The organism is Ruegeria arenilitoris, from assembly GCF_013032445.1.
GTDB classification, from domain to species: Bacteria; Pseudomonadota; Alphaproteobacteria; order Rhodobacterales; family Rhodobacteraceae; genus Ruegeria; species Ruegeria arenilitoris_F.
Window position 1 is genome coordinate 101,201 of record NZ_WQCA01000009.1, and the last position, 15,453, is coordinate 116,653.

Consider the following 15,453-nt stretch of genomic DNA (forward strand, 5'->3'; position numbering starts at 1 on the left):
GACTTTCGGTCTACCTTGCCCTTAGATCCTTCTCATGAAAGAACTTTTGCGCAGCACCGATCCAACGATCCTGGCCTTTGCTTCGGCCCTTCTTGAGGGAGAGGATATAGACTGCTTTCAGATGGACGTAAATATGAGCATCCTCGAAGGTGGTATCGGAATCTTCCCCCGCCGTCTGATGGTGCGGACCGACGACCTGACCCGGGCGGAACGCGTGATGCGCGACAATGATATCCCGCTGGGACGATGAACCTGTTTCCTGATAGTGATCTGACCCTTAACGACTTTATGAACGGACGGGTGCGCCTGTGGCAACCGCGTTCGGGCTATCGGGCGGGGGTGGACCCGGTGCTGCTGGCGGCTTCGGTCCCAGCGGCCAGTGGTCACACCGTGCTGGAACTGGGATGCGGGGCCGGTGCAGCGATCCTGTGCCTGTTGGCCCGAGTGTCCGGGCTGCAGGGGGTGGGCGCGGAACTGCAACCTGCCTATGCCGAACTGGCGCGTCGAAACGCAGCGGAAAACGGGGCGTCACTTGAGGTGATTGAAGCCGACCTGAATGCTCTGCCTGCCGACCTGAAGCAGCGGCAATTCGACCATGTGATCGCCAATCCGCCCTACTATCGGGCCGGGGCACATAGCCCGGCAACGGATAAAGGGCGCAGCGTGGCTTTGGGAGAAGAGACGCCTCTGGTAGATTGGTTCGACGTTGCTGCCAAACGCCTCGCGCCACGTGGCTATCTGCACATGATCCAAAAGGCCGACCGTTTGCCCGATATGCTGGCGGGCTGCGCCGGGCGTCTGGGCTCGGTCGAGGTGCTGCCGCTGGTCGCGCGCGCCGGTAGGGCTACTGAGTTGGTGATTTTACGAGCCAGAAAGGGTGGTCGGGCGGCATTTCGGCTGCACTCGCCACTGATTTTACACGCAGGTGATCGCCACGAAAAAGATGGCGAAAGCTATACGACTCAGGTCTCGGCCGTACTGCGCGACGGGGCCGCGATCTGCGGCAAATTCAACCAATAGGCAGTAACCAGCCGAATTTGTCGGATTTGTGACAGAATCTGTGCGTCTGCAGCGTGACAGGGTGGAAACGATGTGGTCAACTTCTTACGTGAAACTCAGACACCAACAGAGGAGTATCGCCATGAGCGTGAGCGCACACCTGACCGAACTGAAGAAAAAGCACGAATCTCTCGGTCTAGAAGTTGAACAAGCCCAACGCTCGCCTGGCATCGACGATCTCCATATTGCTCAGCTAAAAAAGCAGAAGCTTAGGCTTAAGGAAGAGATCGAGCGATTGTCGAACTAGCGTCTCATACTGGCCCGCGCAGCAATCGCCGCGCCGCCAGTGATTAAAACAGCCGCGATCGCCAGACCCCAGGATGGGGCGGCGATCCCGGCCACAACCAAAGCCAGAGTAGACAACAGGGGTGCCGCATAGGACGCCGTGCCCAACATCTGAATGTCGCCCTGCTTGACCCCGATATCCCAGACATAAAACGCCAGCCCAACCGGCCCCAGCCCAAGTGCTGCGACCGAGGCCCAGCCGATAGCACTATCGGGCCACACGGTGTCTTCGACCGCCAGATGCAGCAGGCCCGAGGCAACCGCTGCGGCGATGCAAAACACGGCGACTGAACTGGTCGGTGTATCCCCCAACCGGCGCGACAGGACCGAGTAGCCCGACCATGTCAGCGCGCAGAGCAGCGCCAGCCCATAGCCCGGCAGGTGATCGGTCTGAAACCCCATACTGCCGCCCCCGGTAATGATCACCGCCGCCCCGGCAAAGCCAAGGCAGGCACCGAGCAGATGTCCGAGGCGCAGGTGCTCTCCCGGCAGCAGTCCGGAAAACAGCACGATCAGCAGCGGCCAGAGATAGGCGATCAACCCGGCCTCGGCTGCCGGGGCCATGCGCAGGGCCGAGAAATACAGCGCGTGATAGCCAAACAACCCTGCGGTGCCAAACAGGTATGTCGTCCAGGGCACGGCGCGCAACTGGCGCAGCCCACCATTGGCCCCGGTCCAAATCAGGCCCAGCGTGCCTCCAATCGAAAAGCAGATGGTGTTCAGCAGCAATGGCGGTGTCGGAGACGAGCCCACGGTGAACAAGGCCAATAAGGACCACAGCAAAACGGCTATGAATCCGATGGCGGTTGCGCGTGTTTTGGTCATGGGGTCGGGACGTCTTCCACCGGGATGATCTTGAAGTCGTCCGAGATATGCGCGGTTTTCTCGATCTCGGCAACGAACCAATCGCGAAAGGCCGCGATTTGGGGTCGGTTTTCGGCGCCGGGCAGGCAAAGAAAGCGGAATCGCCCCCGGGTTTCGATGGCGACCTTGAAGGGGGCGATCAATCGCCCTTCGGTCATGTCTTTCAGGATCATCGCGCGGCGGCCCAGCACCACCCCAACGCCCGCAACGGCGGCATCAATCGCGTGATCGGCGTTGGAGAATCGCGCGCCATGCTCGGGTGTGAAATCGGTCCCCACAGCCCGGAACCAGGTAGGCCAGTCACAACGCGGCCGCAAAAACGCAATCGAGTCGTCGTGGATCAACGGCGCATTCTTCAGGCTTTCGACTGTCGGAAACTGTTCAGCCAGTTCGGGGGTCATCGCAGGGGTCAGCCATTCTTTGCGGACGGGGACGGAATACAACCCCTCATCCGGGCCATAGCCAAAGCGGATGGCCACATCCACATCATCGCGTTCCAGATCAACGATCCGCAGGGTGGCCGAAAACTTGAGGTCGATCTCTGGATGCGACCGGGCAAAATCATAAAGCCGCGGCGCCAGCCACTTGGCCGTCAGCGCAGGGCCCGCGGTCACCGTTAGGCTGGTGTCGTTGCCCTGCCGCCGGGTCGCCTGCCATGCTGCCTGCAGCGTCGCAAACCCCTCCGCCGCGCCGGGGGCGAGGGCACGTCCGGCCTCGGTCAGTTCCACCGCGCGGTTCAGGCGGTGAAACAGGGGGCGGCCCAGATGTTCCTCCAGCGATTTGATCTGAAAGGACAGTGCTGCGGGGGTAACGTGCAATTCGTCAGCCGCTTTGGAAAAGGACATGTGCCGTGCGGCGGCATCAAAGGCGCGCAGGGCGGTCAGAGGGGGAAGGGATGTGCTCATGATATCAAGAAATTCTTAACTGAAACCCGTAGAAACCTCGTTTGTCAACTTGGAATGTAGGGTTCATATTCAGTTTAAGTCAAACAGAGTTGAACTGAAAGGAAGACTGCCATGATTGAGGTCACCACCAACCTGGCCACCGCCCGCGCCTTTCAGCGTGCGCATCTGGAACGGTCCCGCGCAATCAACAATGCCTTGAAATGGCTGTTCGGTTCCCGCTGAGCGCAGCGCGCGCGTTCTTACGGGATGCAAAAGGGCCGGCCCAAAAGGGCCGGCCCGATTTCTTGCAGGATCTTCGGATCAGACGAAGAATTGCGCACCGTTGGCCGAAATGGTCGAGCCGTTGATGAACTGAGAATCATCCGACGCCAGGAACGCCACGCAGCGGGCGATTTCCTCGGGCTCACCCAGACGACCGGCCGGGATCTGGCCGATGATGGATTCGCGAACTTTTTCCGGAACTGCCATGACCATTTCGGTCGCGATGTAACCGGGGCAGATCGCGTTGGCGGTGATGCCTGCGCGCGCGCCTTCCTGCGCCAGCGACTTGACGATGCCCAGATCGCCCGCTTTGGTCGCGGCATAGTTCACCTGCGCAAACTGACCTTTCTGACCGTTGATCGAGCTGATGACGATCACGCGGCCAAATTTGCGCTCGCGCATACCGTTCCAGACGGGGTGCACGGTGTTGAACACGCCGGTCAGGTTGGTGTCGATCACCTGGTGCCACTGTTCCGGGGTCATCTTGTGGAACGGCGCATCACGAGTGATGCCCGCATTGGCGACCACGATGTCGATCGGGCCAACCTCGGCCTCAACCTTTTCGAGGCCTGCTTTGGATTCGTCGTAATCGGCCACGTTCCACTTGTAGGTGGCGATGCCGGTTTCCTCGGTGAATTTTGCCGCCGCTTCGTCGTTCCCGGCATAGGTGGCTGCAACATTATACCCTTCGGCCTTAAGCGCCTTGGAAATTGCTGCGCCGATGCCGCGGGAACCGCCGGTAACGAGTGCTGTACGTGCCATTGAGGACTCCTCCAATTTAGTCTGACTTGGTAATTCTGTTACTCTGAGAGAGATTGCTGCGCAATATCGTTTCGTGTTCGATTGTGACTTTCTGTCTGGTGATATTGTCGCATCTAAGGTGTAAAGCTGGATTGTAACAAAAAAGGGCGCCCATAGGACGCCCTTTTATGATTAGTTGTCAACGCACTTAGTCGCGCTCCACGCAGAGGGCGACACCCATGCCGCCGCCGATGCAGAGGGTCGCCAGACCCTTTTTCGCATCACGGCGCTTCATTTCGAACAGCAGCGTGTTCAGAACGCGGCAGCCAGATGCGCCGATCGGGTGACCGATCGCAATTGCGCCGCCGTTCACGTTCACGATCGACGGGTCCCAACCCATGTCCTTGTTCACGGCGCAGGCCTGCGCGGCGAAGGCTTCGTTGGCTTCGACCAGATCCAGATCGTCGACGGACCAGCCTGCCTTTTCCAGCGCCTTGCGCGACGCGTAGATTGGGCCGACGCCCATGATCGACGGGTCCAGACCGGCAGTTGCGTAAGAGGCGATACGTGCCAGAGGCTCAATCCCGCGCTTCTCGGCGTTTTCGGCCGACATTAGCAGGGTTGCCGCGGCACCGTCGTTCAGGCCCGAGGCGTTGGCCGCGGTGACCGAACCGTCTTTGGTGAAAGCGGGGCGCAGTTTTGCCATCGCTTCCATGGTAGCGCCGTGACGGATGTACTCATCCTTATCCATCACGATGTCACCCTTGCGGGTCTTGATGGTGAAGGGCACGATTTCATCTGCGAACTTGCCGGCGTTTTGCGCAGCTTCCGCCTTGTTCTGCGAGGCGACGGCGAATTCGTCCTGCATGTCGCGGCTGATCTGCCACTTCTCGGCCACGTTCTCCGCGGTCTGACCCATGTGATAGCCGTTGAAGGCATCCCACAGACCATCGCGGATCATCGTGTCGATATATTTCATGTCGCCCATCTTGTGACCGGCGCGCAGGGCTGCGGCGTGGGGCGAGAGGGTCATGTTTTCCTGACCGCCAGCGGCCACGATCTCAGCATCGCCCAGCTGAATGTGCTGCGCACCCAAAGCAACTGCACGCAGGCCCGAACCACAAACCTGGTTGATGCCCCAGGCCGCGCTTTCCTGCGGCAGACCGGCATTGATATGTGCCTGACGCGCCGGGTTCTGACCCTGAGCGGCCGTCAGCACCTGACCCATGATGGTTTCGCTTACCTCACCCTTTTCAACACCGGCGCGTTCGACGACGGCCTCAAGCACGGCAGTGCCCAGATCATGTGCGGGTGTGTTTGCAAACGAGCCGCCAAAACTGCCGACGCCTGTGCGTGCTGCGGATGCGATTACTACGTTGGTCATATAGACAATCCTTTACCATCAAGGTCCTGTGGGAACCGTAACGGCGCGGATCGCAAAGGCAAAGCCCCTGTGAACCAGAGCGCCTCCTGATCCCCCGCTCCAACTTCACATGGCATAGCGTAATGCTGCAAACGCAGCAACGGTCACCTTGTCTCAGGGTGCCCCTAGGTCAGTTTTTGCTTGGTTAGCTACCTGTTTTCTGTGGTTTTTCACCTTTCCAAGGAGCCGAGACAGTGGGGGCACCGAACAAAAAGCCCTGTAAACAGTCCACGCCATTGGCCACAAGGAATTCGGCATCTGCCTTGGTTTCGACCGATTCGGCCGTCACCAGAATCTCGAATTCGCGGGCCACGGCGACCAGGGCGCGGACCAGAGCCTGATTGTCGGGATTGTCGCTGATGCCGCGTACGAATTGCCCGTCGATCTTGGCGGCATCGAACAGAAACTCTCGGAAATGGCGGAAACTAAAGTTGCTGGCGCCAAAATCGTCCAGTGCAAAGGCGACGCCGCGCGGTTGCAGCCGGTCCATGAAATCGATCACCAGTTCCGGCACCGTCATCGCCGAACTTTCCGAGATCTCCAGAATCAGCCGCTCGCCGATACTTGCGTCTTTCTTCAGAAACCGGTCCAGCACCCGCGAATACCGCGCATACCCGATCGAACGGGCGGACATGTTGATCGACAGTCGGATGTCAGGGTTTCTGGCCAACGTCCGCAGCCCCATTTCCAGCGCGACACAATCCAGATCCCGCCCGATGGGAGTGTTTTCCAGTTGCGGCATGAAATCGCGCGCGGGGATGACCCGCCCGGTTTCGTCCAGCACCCGGATGAACCCTTCGTAAAAGGCTACGCCGAACGGGGGATGCGCCTGCATGATGGGCTGAAAGGCCAGCTTGCACTGTTTGTGCTTTACCGCTTCGGTCGCCATCTGGACCGTGGACGTATCGCGGGATGCCACGGCCGCATTCAGCGGGCTTTCCGCGCCCTCGGGCATATCCGCCTGTTTTTTGTCCCGCATCGCTTTGCCATTCCCCTTACGTCGCCGCTTGGGGTCTGATTTCAGGGCAAAACTATGAATCTGTGGTTAAGGGATGCGAATTTGATGCGGCTTAGCGTGTCGTTTCCCAGACGCGGCCCAAAGCTGCTGCTGCGCTAAACACGGCGCCCATGAAGCCCAGTGCCAGCATAATAAATCCCAGCGCGATGATGCTGGGCGCGCCGTCTGCTAGTGCCGTCAGCATTGCCATAACCAGCCCGACCAGACCAAGAACGGTTGATGCGGTTGTCAATCTGGACATGTCGGCCTCCGGCTACTCGATACGTATCACATCCGCTGAATATGGAATGTGAAATCACGCTTTCAAGGACAGGGGGGCGTCGGACCGGCGGATTTAAGCCTGTTTTGCCTGCGTATTGGGCGTTTTGGCCTCAAATTGCTCAAATCCGGGCGTTCCGCGATCTTCCGGATGCCTGGCCAGGTGCTTAGCTTTGATTTCTTCCGAGCTCTCGCGGCTGCCGTCGTGGCTGTAGCCCGGCGGTGCAAAGCAATAGGCCAGACGTTCGCGCAAGGTCAGCCCGGGTTGGGTCGCGTCGCGCCAGATGCTGACCCATTCGTGAAAGGCCACGCGCAGCGGGTTGAACGTGCCGATATTGTGGACCAGCCCGTAATCGACCCGGTCATCCTCTTGTTCCGGCACGAAAGTCCCGAACATCTTGTCCCAGATGATGAAGACGCCTGCGTAGTTGCAATCCAGATAGCGTGCGTTGCGGCCGTGATGGGCGCGATGGTGGCTCGGCGTGTTCATTACCGCCTCGAACCAGCGGGGCATCTTGCCGATGGCTTCGGTGTGAATCCAGAACTGGTAGATCAGGTTCAGACCGCCGCAGAACAGTACCATCGCCGGGTGAAAACCCAGCAGGATCAGTGGCGCGCGCACCACCATCATGAAGGTGAAGGTATAGGTCCAGGTTTGCCGTAGCGCGGTGGTTAGGTTGTAATGCTGCGAGCTGTGGTGGTTCACATGGCTGGCCCAGACCCAGCGGATGCGATGGCCAAAGCGATGCACCCAGTAATACCGCAGGTCGTCCAGCACAAAGCACAGGATGATCACCGGGATCGAGGTGCCCAGGTTCAGCGGCGTGATCTGCCACAGCCACATGAAGAACGCATAAGCGATGAAGCCCAGCAAAAAGCCCGAGGCGATGTTTCCTGCCCCCATCACCAGCGAGGTCACCGCATCGCGCGTCTCATACCGGCCGCCTTTGCCTTTGATGGCGATCCACAGGAATTCGGCTAGAATGGCGGCGATAAAGAAGGGCACCGCCCATTGCACGGCATCGGGGAAGGTTATTTGGTCGGTCATGCGGGGTCCATCAGAAGTTCCCAATGGGGGCGTTCGAATTCGTCTAGGCGGATGATGGCTTTGGGTGTGCCGAAGTCGTGGAATTGGATTTCAAACCCATCGGGGTGATCCAGCCAGTCGAAATCCAGCAGATGCCGCGCCACGGTATCGGCGCCAAAGGACCACAGCAGCCCGTTGCCGGTCTCGGTGCGGATCAGGGCCGCGTGTTTGTTGTGGGCAATGGTGATGTCGATGATTTCGTCGTCAGGCGCATGGCGCAACCACTCCGAGCGCGCTGTCTCAGGCGTCAGTTCACGCATCTTGGACAGTCCGGTCAAATGCAGCATCACCGTTACGCCGACGATGCCTCCGACAACCAGAACCAGCAGTATTTCAAGCGGCATTCCGTCCTCCCGCCCGCAGAGTGCAGAGCGGTCAGGATGCTGTCAAAGGTTGCGTGGCGTCAGCCAGTTTCGAGCGTCTCGAGGATTTCGTGCTGCACGACACGTTCGACAAAGGGCACCAGACCGTCAGGGCCGGACGCCCGATCCTTGAGGTGAATGCAGATATCCGGCCTGCGGGCGGCGATGATGCCCACCAACTCGCCGCGTATCTTGTCATCCAGACCGGCGCCCATGATGGCGCAGACAATCCGGGGCTCGGCATCCAGTTGCCGCCGGACCTCATCGGGGTCATGCGCGCCCAGCCATTGGATCGGCATGTGGTCCAACTGCCGCGCCACGTCGCCGATGACGTTGGGCAAGCGGCCAATCAACAGAACGACGGGTTTCATAGTCGCCTCCGTATCCAGTTTCGCACCGCCAACGGTTTGGATGGCGGTAACGTTAGATTAGCATGGAATTCGATCAGAAGTGTGATTGGCTATTGCAGCGTGTAGATCGTCGAACTTCCCTTGCCCTTCTCACGCGTCATTTTTACGGTGGTCCCGTCCACTTCGAAAACCTGACAATCAGTGCCAAGGGCTTTGCCATCCAGCACACCATTGCGGCACCAGAATTTCTTGTTCCACACCCAGTTGCCGCTGAACTTTTTCCCGTTGGTCAACTTAGCCGAGATTGTACCATCTGCATTGGCAATAAAGACATTGCCTTGGTCATCGACGAGTTTTTTGCCGACAAGTTCTTTGTTGAACTGGTCGGCTGTTTTGACCCTCTTAAAGTCAGCCTGAGCCGTCCCCGCAACTATCAATGCGGCCGCAACAATTGGTACCAGTTTTAATCCAGTCATTACTATTCCCCCAAAACAATTGAGATCGGGAGAATAGCACGATTCGGGTCACCACGGACGCAGGCATTAACTTTCAGCACCCACCAGCGTCGAAACGATCGCCTTGGCGCTGTCCGAATTCCATTCTGCGTCGCCGATCAGCCGGGCGATCTCGTCGCCATTGGGATCAAGGATCACCGTGATCGGCAGGGCGATCACGCCGAATTCCCGCGCCACGGCCGAGCCCTTGTCCTGATGGCGGGGCAGGTTTTCGATGCCGTTCTCTTCGAAGAACTTTTTGATCCCTGCGGGCGAGTTGCGCCCGGTGGCGAGGGTCAGTACCTCGAACTTGTCGCCGCCGAACTCGGCCTGCAGCTCGGCAATCTGGGGCATTTCCTTGCGGCAGGGCGCACACCATGTGGCCCAGAAGTTCAGCAGAACGTATTTGCCTTTGTAATCCTCAAGCGTCGCGGTGCCGCCGTCATCTTCCAGCTGGAATTCGACCAGTTCATGGGGTTTGGGTTCCTTGTGCAGGATCAGCCGTTTCAGCGTGCCGTCGCGCAGCGGGCCCAGAGTTTCCGCATCCGTGGCCAAAGCCGCGTTTGCACCCAGCGCAAGGGCCATATAAAGGGGGATCAGACGAAATAGGCGCATATCAACTCCGGGTTTTCTTACATGACCGATCAATCCTCGAACCAGATGTGGGGCGGCCGCTTTGCCGCCGGTCCAGACGCGATCATGGAGGCAATCAACGCCTCGATCGGGTTCGATCAGCGGATGGCAGCCCAGGACATTGCAGGCTCGCGCGCCCATGCCGCCATGTTGGCCGCCACAGGCGTCATAAGTGATAGTGACGCCGAAGCTATTCGGGAAGGGCTGCTCACCGTTTTGTCAGAAATCCAGAACGGAGAATTTCAGTTCTCGACCGCGCTGGAAGACATCCACATGAATGTCGAGGCGCGGCTGAAAGAGGTAATTGGTGAGCCCGCGGGCCGTTTACACACGGGCCGCAGCCGGAATGACCAGGTAGCGACTGATTTCAAACTCTGGGTCCGCGATCAATTGGATGCTGCCGAAACCGGCCTGCTGGCCCTGATCCGTGCGCTTTTGGCGCAGGCTGAGGCGGGCGCCGATTGGGTCATGCCGGGCTTTACCCATCTGCAAACCGCGCAGCCGGTCACATGGGGCCACCATATGATGGCCTATGTCGAGATGTTCGGCCGTGATCTGTCGCGTGTCCGTGATGCGCGCGCTCGGATGAATGAATCTCCGCTGGGGGCCGCTGCGCTGGCCGGAACGTCTTTTCCCATCGACCGCCATATGACGGCTGAGGCACTTGGCTTTGACCGCCCTGCGGCGAATTCGCTGGATGCGGTTAGCGACCGCGATTTCGCGCTGGAGTTCCTGTCGACCGCCTCGATCTGCGCCGTGCACCTGTCGCGTTTTGCCGAGGAACTGGTGATCTGGTCTTCGGCCCAGTTCCGGTTTGTTACGCTGTCCGATCGGTTCTCGACCGGGTCATCGATCATGCCGCAGAAGAAGAACCCCGACGCGGCAGAGCTGATCCGCGCCAAAGTGGGCCGCATCTTCGGTGCAAACACCGCACTTATGATGGTAATGAAGGGCCTACCGTTGGCCTATTCCAAGGACATGCAGGAAGACAAGGAACAGGTCTTTGACGCCGCCGACAACTGGATGCTGGCACTGGCGGCGATGGAAGGCATGGTCAAGGACATGACCGCCAACCGGGATAGTCTTGCCGCAGCTGCCGGTTCGGGCTTCTCGACCGCGACCGATCTGGCCGACTGGCTGGTGCGCGTGTTGGGCCTGCCGTTCCGCGATGCACACCATGTCACCGGGTCGCTGGTGGCAATGGCGGAAACCCAAGGTTGCGATCTGCCTGATCTCACGCTTGAGGACATGCAGTCGGTGCATGCAGATATCACTAATGACGTCTATTCTGTCCTTACCGTTGAAAACTCGGTAAACTCGCGCCAGTCCTACGGCGGTACGGCACCCGATCAGGTGCGTGCCCAGATCAAGCGATGGAAGGAGATGGCGTGATGCAAACACTACGTGTGATCCTGTTGATCGCGGCCGGGTTTGTGCTGGCCGCCTGCGGTGCTGATGGGGAACCAATACAGCCAACCGCCAGCTTGGGAGTCGGCGTTGGGTCGAGCGGCACACATGTTGGCGGCGGCGTCGGATTCTGGCGCGGCGGACTGGGCGTTTATCTGGGTGTTTGATCACTTTGCAATCAGCCTGCCGCATTTTTTATGCGGATTTCATAACCTGCCTTGAGCCGTACAATTCATAAGTCGACACCATGAAGTTTTTTGGCCTGATCCTTTCCTTAGCTGTTCTTGCGGCTTGCGATCCTTCCTACAAACCCCGCCCTGAGCCTCAGGCGAATTCGGGCGGGTCGGGCATTTCCATATCGGGCTACGGACGGGTCGGCGTGTCGACGACCAAGTGACGGAATTTACCCGACAGTGTGGAATCCATTGATCCGCTGGGCGGTTTTGGTCTAAGCGCGCAGTCATGGATCACTTTCTCTACCGCGACGGCGCGCTTTACGCCGAGGATGTACCAGTTTCCGAGATCGCAGCCGCGGTCGGAACCCCTTTCTACGTCTATTCAACGGCGACGCTGTTGCGGCATTTCAAGCTGTTTGATGACGCGCTCGAGGGTACGGATCATCTTGTCTGCTATGCGATGAAGGCCGCTAGCAACCAGGCGATACTGAGGACGCTGGCGCAGGCGGGCGCGGGGATGGATGTGGTCTCGGGCGGGGAATACCTGCGTGCCAAGGCCGCAGGAGTGCCCGGCGACAAGATCGTGTTCTCGGGCGTTGGTAAAACGGCAGATGAAATTCGCACCGCGCTGACCGGCGGCATCCGCCAGTTCAACGTCGAATCCGAGCCCGAGATGGAAGTGATCAACGCCATTGCTCTTGAGCTGGGTGTCGTTGCGCCGATCACTGTACGAGTAAACCCGGATGTGGATGCCAAAACCCACGCCAAGATCGCTACCGGCAAGTCAGAAAACAAGTTCGGCATCCCCATCGCCCGCGCATCCGAGGTTTATGCCCACGCCGCCACCCTGCCGGGGTTGGAGGTGATCGGCATCGACGTCCATATCGGTTCGCAATTGACCGAGCTTGAGCCGTTCGAACTGGCCTATACCAAGGTCGCCGAGCTGACCGAGCAGCTGCGCGCCGAAGGCCATAACATCCGCCGCCTCGATCTGGGCGGTGGCTTGGGCATTCCCTACACCCGCGCCAACGACGCGCCGCCGCTGCCGGTGGAATATGGCGCGCTGATCAAGAAGACTCTGGGCCATTTGGGTTGCGAGATCGAGATAGAGCCCGGCCGCCTGATCGCGGGCAATGCCGGTCTGATGGTCAGCAAGGTGATCTATGTGAAATCCGGTGAGGGCCGCGATTTCCTGATCCTCGACGGGGCCATGAACGACCTGATCCGCCCCGCGATGTACGAGGCGCACCACGATATCGTCGCTGTTCAAGAGCCCGAACCAGGCGTCGAACAGCAGCCCTACGATATTGTCGGCCCTGTCTGTGAAACCGGCGATACATTTGCCAAACAGCGCAACATGCCACCGCTTATGGCTAGTGATCTGGTCGCCTTCCGCAGCGCCGGGGCCTATGGTGCGGTGATGTCGAGCGAATACAACACCCGGCCCCTGATCCCCGAGGTTCTGGTGCATGGGGATCAATTTGCCGTAATTCGTGAACGGCCAACCTTTGACGAAATCATAAACCGCGATACCATACCCGAGTGGCTCTGACGCGATGACCGTGCGGGCCTGCTCAGGAGGCCCGCCTTGACCGCAAGACCGAACCTGCCGATCCCAAGATTTTCCCTGTGGCTGACGCATGCAGGGATGCTGGCCGAGCAGGTTTTACGCGCGTTTTGGCCGTTTTTCTCGGGTTTCATGGCCATTTTGGCCGTTTTGATGCTGGGGTTGCAAGACCATGTTCCGGTCGAACTGGTCTGGATCTTGGGCGCGTTGGCCCTTTTGGGGCTGCTTGCGACGCTGATCTTTGGCGTAAGGCGATTCCATCTGCCGTCACGGGCCGAGGCGTTGATGCGGCTGGATGCCTCACTGTCTGGCCGTCCGATTCAGGCGCTGATAGATGAACAGGCCATCGGCGCGATGGATGCGGATTCGGTTGCGCTTTGGCACGCGCACCAGACCCGTATGGCACAGCGGGCGGCGCAGGCCGATCCGGTCAAGCCTGATCTGCGGCTGGCTGACCGCGACCCCTATGCCCTGCGCTATTCTGCACTGCTGGCTCTGGTGATCGCATGCCTGTTCGGCTCGTTCTGGCGTATCGGGTCGGTGGCCGAAATGGCGCCGGGCGCAGCGATCGCAGGGCAGGGGCCCAGCTGGGAGGGTTGGGTCGAGCCGCCGCGTTACACCGGCCTGCCGACGCTCTATCTGGCGGATCAATCCGATCCGACGCTTTTTGTCCCTCAGGGCAGCCGCATTACCCTGCGGTTTTATGGCGAGGTCGGCGCCCATAGCCTGACGGAAACAACTACGCCCTTGGGCACTCAGAACGCGACTGAGCCGGAACAGGAATTTGTCGTCGAACGTTCGGGGCAGATGAAGATTGCGGGCCCGTCCGGGCGCGACTGGGCGCTGGACGTGGTTCAGGATACCGCGCCCAGCATTGGTGTCGCGGATGTGGCCGAGGCCGAGGCGGGCGGGCAGATGAAGCTGCCCTTTGCTGCCAGTGACGACTATGGCGTAGTGTCCGGCACCGCTACGATTGATCTGGACCTTGCTTCGGTAGATCGCCGCTATGGCCTGACCATAGCACCCGAGGCACGCGAGGTAATTGAGGTTGAACTGCCGATGCCGATCGCTGGCGACCGGGCCGATTTCACTGAGGATCTGATCGAAGATTTCTCGCAGCATCCCTGGGCGCATCTGCCGGTGACAATCACCCTGACAGCGCGGGATGCCGCAGACCAGGAAAGCCAGTCGGAATCCTATATGACCAAGCTGCCCGCGCGCAGGTTCTTTGATCCGCTGGCGGCTGCGGTGATCGAACAGCGCCGCGATTTGCTATGGTCGCGGGACAACGCGCCGCGGGTTGCCCAGTTACTGCGCGCGGTTTCGCACCTGCCCGAGGGGTTCTTCCGCTCGGATACCGCTTATCTGCGCCTGCGTGTCACTTTGCGTCGGCTTGAGGCACTCACTGAGTACGACCTTAAGCCCAAACAGCAGGAAGAGATCGCGCAAGCCCTGTGGGATCTGGCGGTCATTATCGAAGAGGGTACGCTGGCCGATGCACTTGAACGGATGCGCCGGGCGCAGGAGCGCCTGTCAGAGGCGATGAAGAACGGCGCCTCGGACGAGGAGATTGCTGAGCTGATGCAGGAGCTGCGCGAGGCGACGCAGGATTACATGCGTCAGTTGCAACGTCTGGCGCAGGAAAGCGGCGAGTTTGACGAAAACCAGCAGGGCCAGAACGGCGAGACCATGCAGATGACGCAGGACGACCTGCAACGGATGATGGACCGCATTCAGGAGCTGATGGAACAGGGCCGCATGGCCGAGGCGCAGCAGGCGTTGGAAGAGTTCCAGCAGATGATGGAAAACATGCGCGTCACTCAAGGTCAGGGTCAGGGCCAGCAATCCGAAGGCCAGCAGGCCATGGAGGGGTTGGCCGAAACCCTGCGCGAACAGCAGGGACTCAGCGATCAGGCTTTCCGTGATCTGCAGGAACAGTTCAACCCCGGTGCACAAGCAGGGGAAAGCCAGGGCAATGAGGGTCGCAGCGGCGGTCAGGGCCGGGGGCAAAGCCATGAAGGCCAGGGCGGACGCGGTTCGGATCAAGATGGCGGCAGCCAACAGGGTCAGGGATCACTGGCTGACCGCCAGCAAGCGTTGCGTGACGAATTGGGCCGTCAGCAGCAGAACCTACCCGGTGCGGGTACGCAGGAAGGCGAGGATGCGCGCGAGGCGCTGGGCCGTGCGGGCCGAGCCATGGACGAAGCCGAAGAGGCATTGCGCGGCGATGATCTGGCCGAAGCCATTGATCGCCAGTCGGAAGCTATGGAAGCGCTGCGCGAAGGTATGCGGTCTTTGGGCGAGGCATTGGCCCAGAACCAACAAAACCAGCCCGGTCAGGGGTCGCAGGAAGGCGACATGCAAGCCAATAACCGCGATCCTCTGGGCCGCAGTCCGGGGGCGAACGGGACAATCTCAACCGATGAAAGTCTGTTGCAGGGCGAAGATGTCTATCGCCGCGCCCGTGAATTGCTGGACGAAATCCGCCGTCGTACCGGTGAGACGGACCGACCTCAGATCGAGCTGGAATACCTCAAGCGGCTGCTGGAGCGGTTCTAGCCTA

Annotated in this window: 19 protein-coding genes; 8 read left to right on the top strand and 11 right to left on the bottom strand. The window is 59.8% G+C overall.

Features of this window, described 5'->3' with window-relative positions; translation table 11 throughout:
* Window positions 1-34: 34 nt before the first annotated feature.
* The 3 genes from GOW98_RS14545 (at window position 35) to GOW98_RS14555 (ending at window position 1,306) form a co-directional block, all read left to right on the top strand.
* Window positions 35-250: a putative signal transducing protein gene (locus GOW98_RS14545; RefSeq protein ID WP_170333283.1), complete on the top strand. Its 216-nt coding sequence runs from the start codon at window positions 35-37 to the stop codon at window positions 248-250.
* On the top strand, window positions 247-1,020 hold the full coding sequence (locus tag GOW98_RS14550; RefSeq protein WP_170333285.1) for a tRNA1(Val) (adenine(37)-N6)-methyltransferase: 774 nt from the start codon (window positions 247-249) through the stop codon (window positions 1,018-1,020). The genes GOW98_RS14545 and GOW98_RS14550 overlap by 4 nt, the downstream gene beginning before the upstream one ends.
* A gap of 121 nt (window positions 1,021-1,141) precedes the next feature.
* Window positions 1,142-1,306, top strand: coding sequence for a YdcH family protein (locus GOW98_RS14555; protein ID WP_170327212.1), 165 nt, complete (start codon window positions 1,142-1,144; stop codon window positions 1,304-1,306).
* On the opposite strand, the gene yddG is transcribed toward GOW98_RS14555, so the two are convergent.
* The 11 genes from yddG to GOW98_RS14610 form a co-directional block, all read right to left on the bottom strand.
* On the bottom strand, window positions 1,303-2,169 hold the full coding sequence (gene yddG / locus GOW98_RS14560) for an aromatic amino acid exporter YddG (protein WP_170333287.1): 867 nt from the start codon (window positions 2,167-2,169) through the stop codon (window positions 1,303-1,305). The two genes, GOW98_RS14555 and yddG, sit on opposite strands and share 4 nt — an antisense overlap.
* Window positions 2,166-3,113, bottom strand: coding sequence for a transcriptional regulator GcvA (locus tag GOW98_RS14565; RefSeq protein WP_170333289.1), 948 nt, complete (start codon window positions 3,111-3,113; stop codon window positions 2,166-2,168). Before GOW98_RS14565 ends, yddG begins: the two co-directional genes overlap by 4 nt.
* A 300-nt stretch (window positions 3,114-3,413) precedes the next feature.
* On the bottom strand, window positions 3,414-4,136 hold the full coding sequence (gene phbB, locus GOW98_RS14570) for an acetoacetyl-CoA reductase (RefSeq protein WP_170333290.1): 723 nt from the start codon (window positions 4,134-4,136) through the stop codon (window positions 3,414-3,416).
* A gap of 187 nt (window positions 4,137-4,323) precedes the next feature.
* The gene (locus GOW98_RS14575; RefSeq protein ID WP_170333291.1) at window positions 4,324-5,499 is read right to left on the bottom strand and encodes an acetyl-CoA C-acetyltransferase; all 1,176 of its coding nucleotides are present in this window, start codon (window positions 5,497-5,499) and stop codon (window positions 4,324-4,326) included.
* Between the two features lie 184 nt (window positions 5,500-5,683).
* On the bottom strand, window positions 5,684-6,517 hold the full coding sequence (locus GOW98_RS14580) for an EAL domain-containing protein (RefSeq protein ID WP_170333292.1): 834 nt from the start codon (window positions 6,515-6,517) through the stop codon (window positions 5,684-5,686).
* Between the two features lie 91 nt (window positions 6,518-6,608).
* Window positions 6,609-6,797, bottom strand: a complete 189-nt coding sequence (locus GOW98_RS14585) for a hypothetical protein (RefSeq protein ID WP_170333294.1) — start codon at window positions 6,795-6,797, stop codon at window positions 6,609-6,611.
* A gap of 93 nt (window positions 6,798-6,890) precedes the next feature.
* Window positions 6,891-7,862: a sterol desaturase family protein gene (locus GOW98_RS14590; protein ID WP_170333296.1), complete on the bottom strand. Its 972-nt coding sequence runs from the start codon at window positions 7,860-7,862 to the stop codon at window positions 6,891-6,893.
* A complete protein-coding gene (locus GOW98_RS14595; RefSeq protein ID WP_170333299.1) occupies window positions 7,859-8,245 on the bottom strand; it encodes a hypothetical protein in 387 nt (128 codons plus the stop codon). Before GOW98_RS14595 ends, GOW98_RS14590 begins: the two co-directional genes overlap by 4 nt.
* Window positions 8,246-8,304: 59 nt before the next feature.
* Window positions 8,305-8,634: a hypothetical protein gene (locus GOW98_RS14600; protein WP_170333301.1), complete on the bottom strand. Its 330-nt coding sequence runs from the start codon at window positions 8,632-8,634 to the stop codon at window positions 8,305-8,307.
* An 89-nt stretch (window positions 8,635-8,723) separates the two neighbouring features.
* Window positions 8,724-9,089, bottom strand: a complete 366-nt coding sequence (locus GOW98_RS14605; protein WP_170333304.1) for a hypothetical protein — start codon at window positions 9,087-9,089, stop codon at window positions 8,724-8,726.
* A gap of 66 nt (window positions 9,090-9,155) precedes the next feature.
* The gene (locus tag GOW98_RS14610) at window positions 9,156-9,722 is read right to left on the bottom strand and encodes a TlpA disulfide reductase family protein (protein WP_170333306.1); all 567 of its coding nucleotides are present in this window, start codon (window positions 9,720-9,722) and stop codon (window positions 9,156-9,158) included.
* A gap of 21 nt (window positions 9,723-9,743) precedes the next feature.
* Here GOW98_RS14610 and argH point away from each other — a divergent pair, with 21 nt between their 5' ends.
* The 5 genes from argH (at window position 9,744) to GOW98_RS14635 (ending at window position 15,449) form a co-directional block, all read left to right on the top strand.
* Window positions 9,744-11,132, top strand: coding sequence for an argininosuccinate lyase (gene argH, locus GOW98_RS14615; RefSeq protein ID WP_170333308.1), 1,389 nt, complete (start codon window positions 9,744-9,746; stop codon window positions 11,130-11,132).
* Window positions 11,132-11,314, top strand: coding sequence for an argininosuccinate lyase (locus GOW98_RS14620; protein ID WP_170333310.1), 183 nt, complete (start codon window positions 11,132-11,134; stop codon window positions 11,312-11,314). Before argH ends, GOW98_RS14620 begins: the two co-directional genes overlap by 1 nt.
* A gap of 80 nt (window positions 11,315-11,394) precedes the next feature.
* Window positions 11,395-11,544 carry a hypothetical protein gene (locus GOW98_RS14625; protein WP_170333313.1) on the top strand — a complete coding sequence of 50 codons (150 nt, stop codon included), beginning with the start codon at window positions 11,395-11,397 and terminating at the stop codon, window positions 11,542-11,544.
* A gap of 65 nt (window positions 11,545-11,609) precedes the next feature.
* Complete coding sequence (gene lysA / locus GOW98_RS14630; RefSeq protein WP_170333316.1) at window positions 11,610-12,875, top strand: diaminopimelate decarboxylase; 1,266 nt, start codon at window positions 11,610-11,612, stop codon at window positions 12,873-12,875.
* Between the two features lie 36 nt (window positions 12,876-12,911).
* On the top strand, window positions 12,912-15,449 hold the full coding sequence (locus tag GOW98_RS14635; RefSeq protein WP_367646853.1) for a TIGR02302 family protein: 2,538 nt from the start codon (window positions 12,912-12,914) through the stop codon (window positions 15,447-15,449).
* Window positions 15,450-15,453 lie beyond the last annotated feature (4 nt).

Coding starts and splice junctions, on each gene's coding strand:
- phbB (WP_170333290.1), bottom strand. CDS start 4,136: ATGGCACGTACAGCACTCGTTACCGGCGGTTCCCGCGGCATCGGCGCA.
- GOW98_RS14545 (WP_170333283.1), top strand. CDS start 35: ATGAAAGAACTTTTGCGCAGCACCGATCCAACGATCCTGGCCTTTGCT.
- GOW98_RS14565 (WP_170333289.1), bottom strand. CDS start 3,113: ATGAGCACATCCCTTCCCCCTCTGACCGCCCTGCGCGCCTTTGATGCC.
- GOW98_RS14550 (WP_170333285.1), top strand. CDS start 247: ATGAACCTGTTTCCTGATAGTGATCTGACCCTTAACGACTTTATGAAC.
- lysA (WP_170333316.1), top strand. CDS start 11,610: ATGGATCACTTTCTCTACCGCGACGGCGCGCTTTACGCCGAGGATGTA.
- argH (WP_170333308.1), top strand. CDS start 9,744: ATGACCGATCAATCCTCGAACCAGATGTGGGGCGGCCGCTTTGCCGCC.
- GOW98_RS14605 (WP_170333304.1), bottom strand. CDS start 9,089: ATGACTGGATTAAAACTGGTACCAATTGTTGCGGCCGCATTGATAGTT.
- GOW98_RS14580 (WP_170333292.1), bottom strand. CDS start 6,517: ATGCGGGACAAAAAACAGGCGGATATGCCCGAGGGCGCGGAAAGCCCG.
- GOW98_RS14585 (WP_170333294.1), bottom strand. CDS start 6,797: ATGTCCAGATTGACAACCGCATCAACCGTTCTTGGTCTGGTCGGGCTG.
- GOW98_RS14625 (WP_170333313.1), top strand. CDS start 11,395: ATGAAGTTTTTTGGCCTGATCCTTTCCTTAGCTGTTCTTGCGGCTTGC.
- GOW98_RS14555 (WP_170327212.1), top strand. CDS start 1,142: ATGAGCGTGAGCGCACACCTGACCGAACTGAAGAAAAAGCACGAATCT.
- GOW98_RS14575 (WP_170333291.1), bottom strand. CDS start 5,499: ATGACCAACGTAGTAATCGCATCCGCAGCACGCACAGGCGTCGGCAGT.
- GOW98_RS14610 (WP_170333306.1), bottom strand. CDS start 9,722: ATGCGCCTATTTCGTCTGATCCCCCTTTATATGGCCCTTGCGCTGGGT.
- yddG (WP_170333287.1), bottom strand. CDS start 2,169: ATGACCAAAACACGCGCAACCGCCATCGGATTCATAGCCGTTTTGCTG.
- GOW98_RS14600 (WP_170333301.1), bottom strand. CDS start 8,634: ATGAAACCCGTCGTTCTGTTGATTGGCCGCTTGCCCAACGTCATCGGC.
- GOW98_RS14595 (WP_170333299.1), bottom strand. CDS start 8,245: ATGCCGCTTGAAATACTGCTGGTTCTGGTTGTCGGAGGCATCGTCGGC.
- GOW98_RS14590 (WP_170333296.1), bottom strand. CDS start 7,862: ATGACCGACCAAATAACCTTCCCCGATGCCGTGCAATGGGCGGTGCCC.
- GOW98_RS14620 (WP_170333310.1), top strand. CDS start 11,132: ATGCAAACACTACGTGTGATCCTGTTGATCGCGGCCGGGTTTGTGCTG.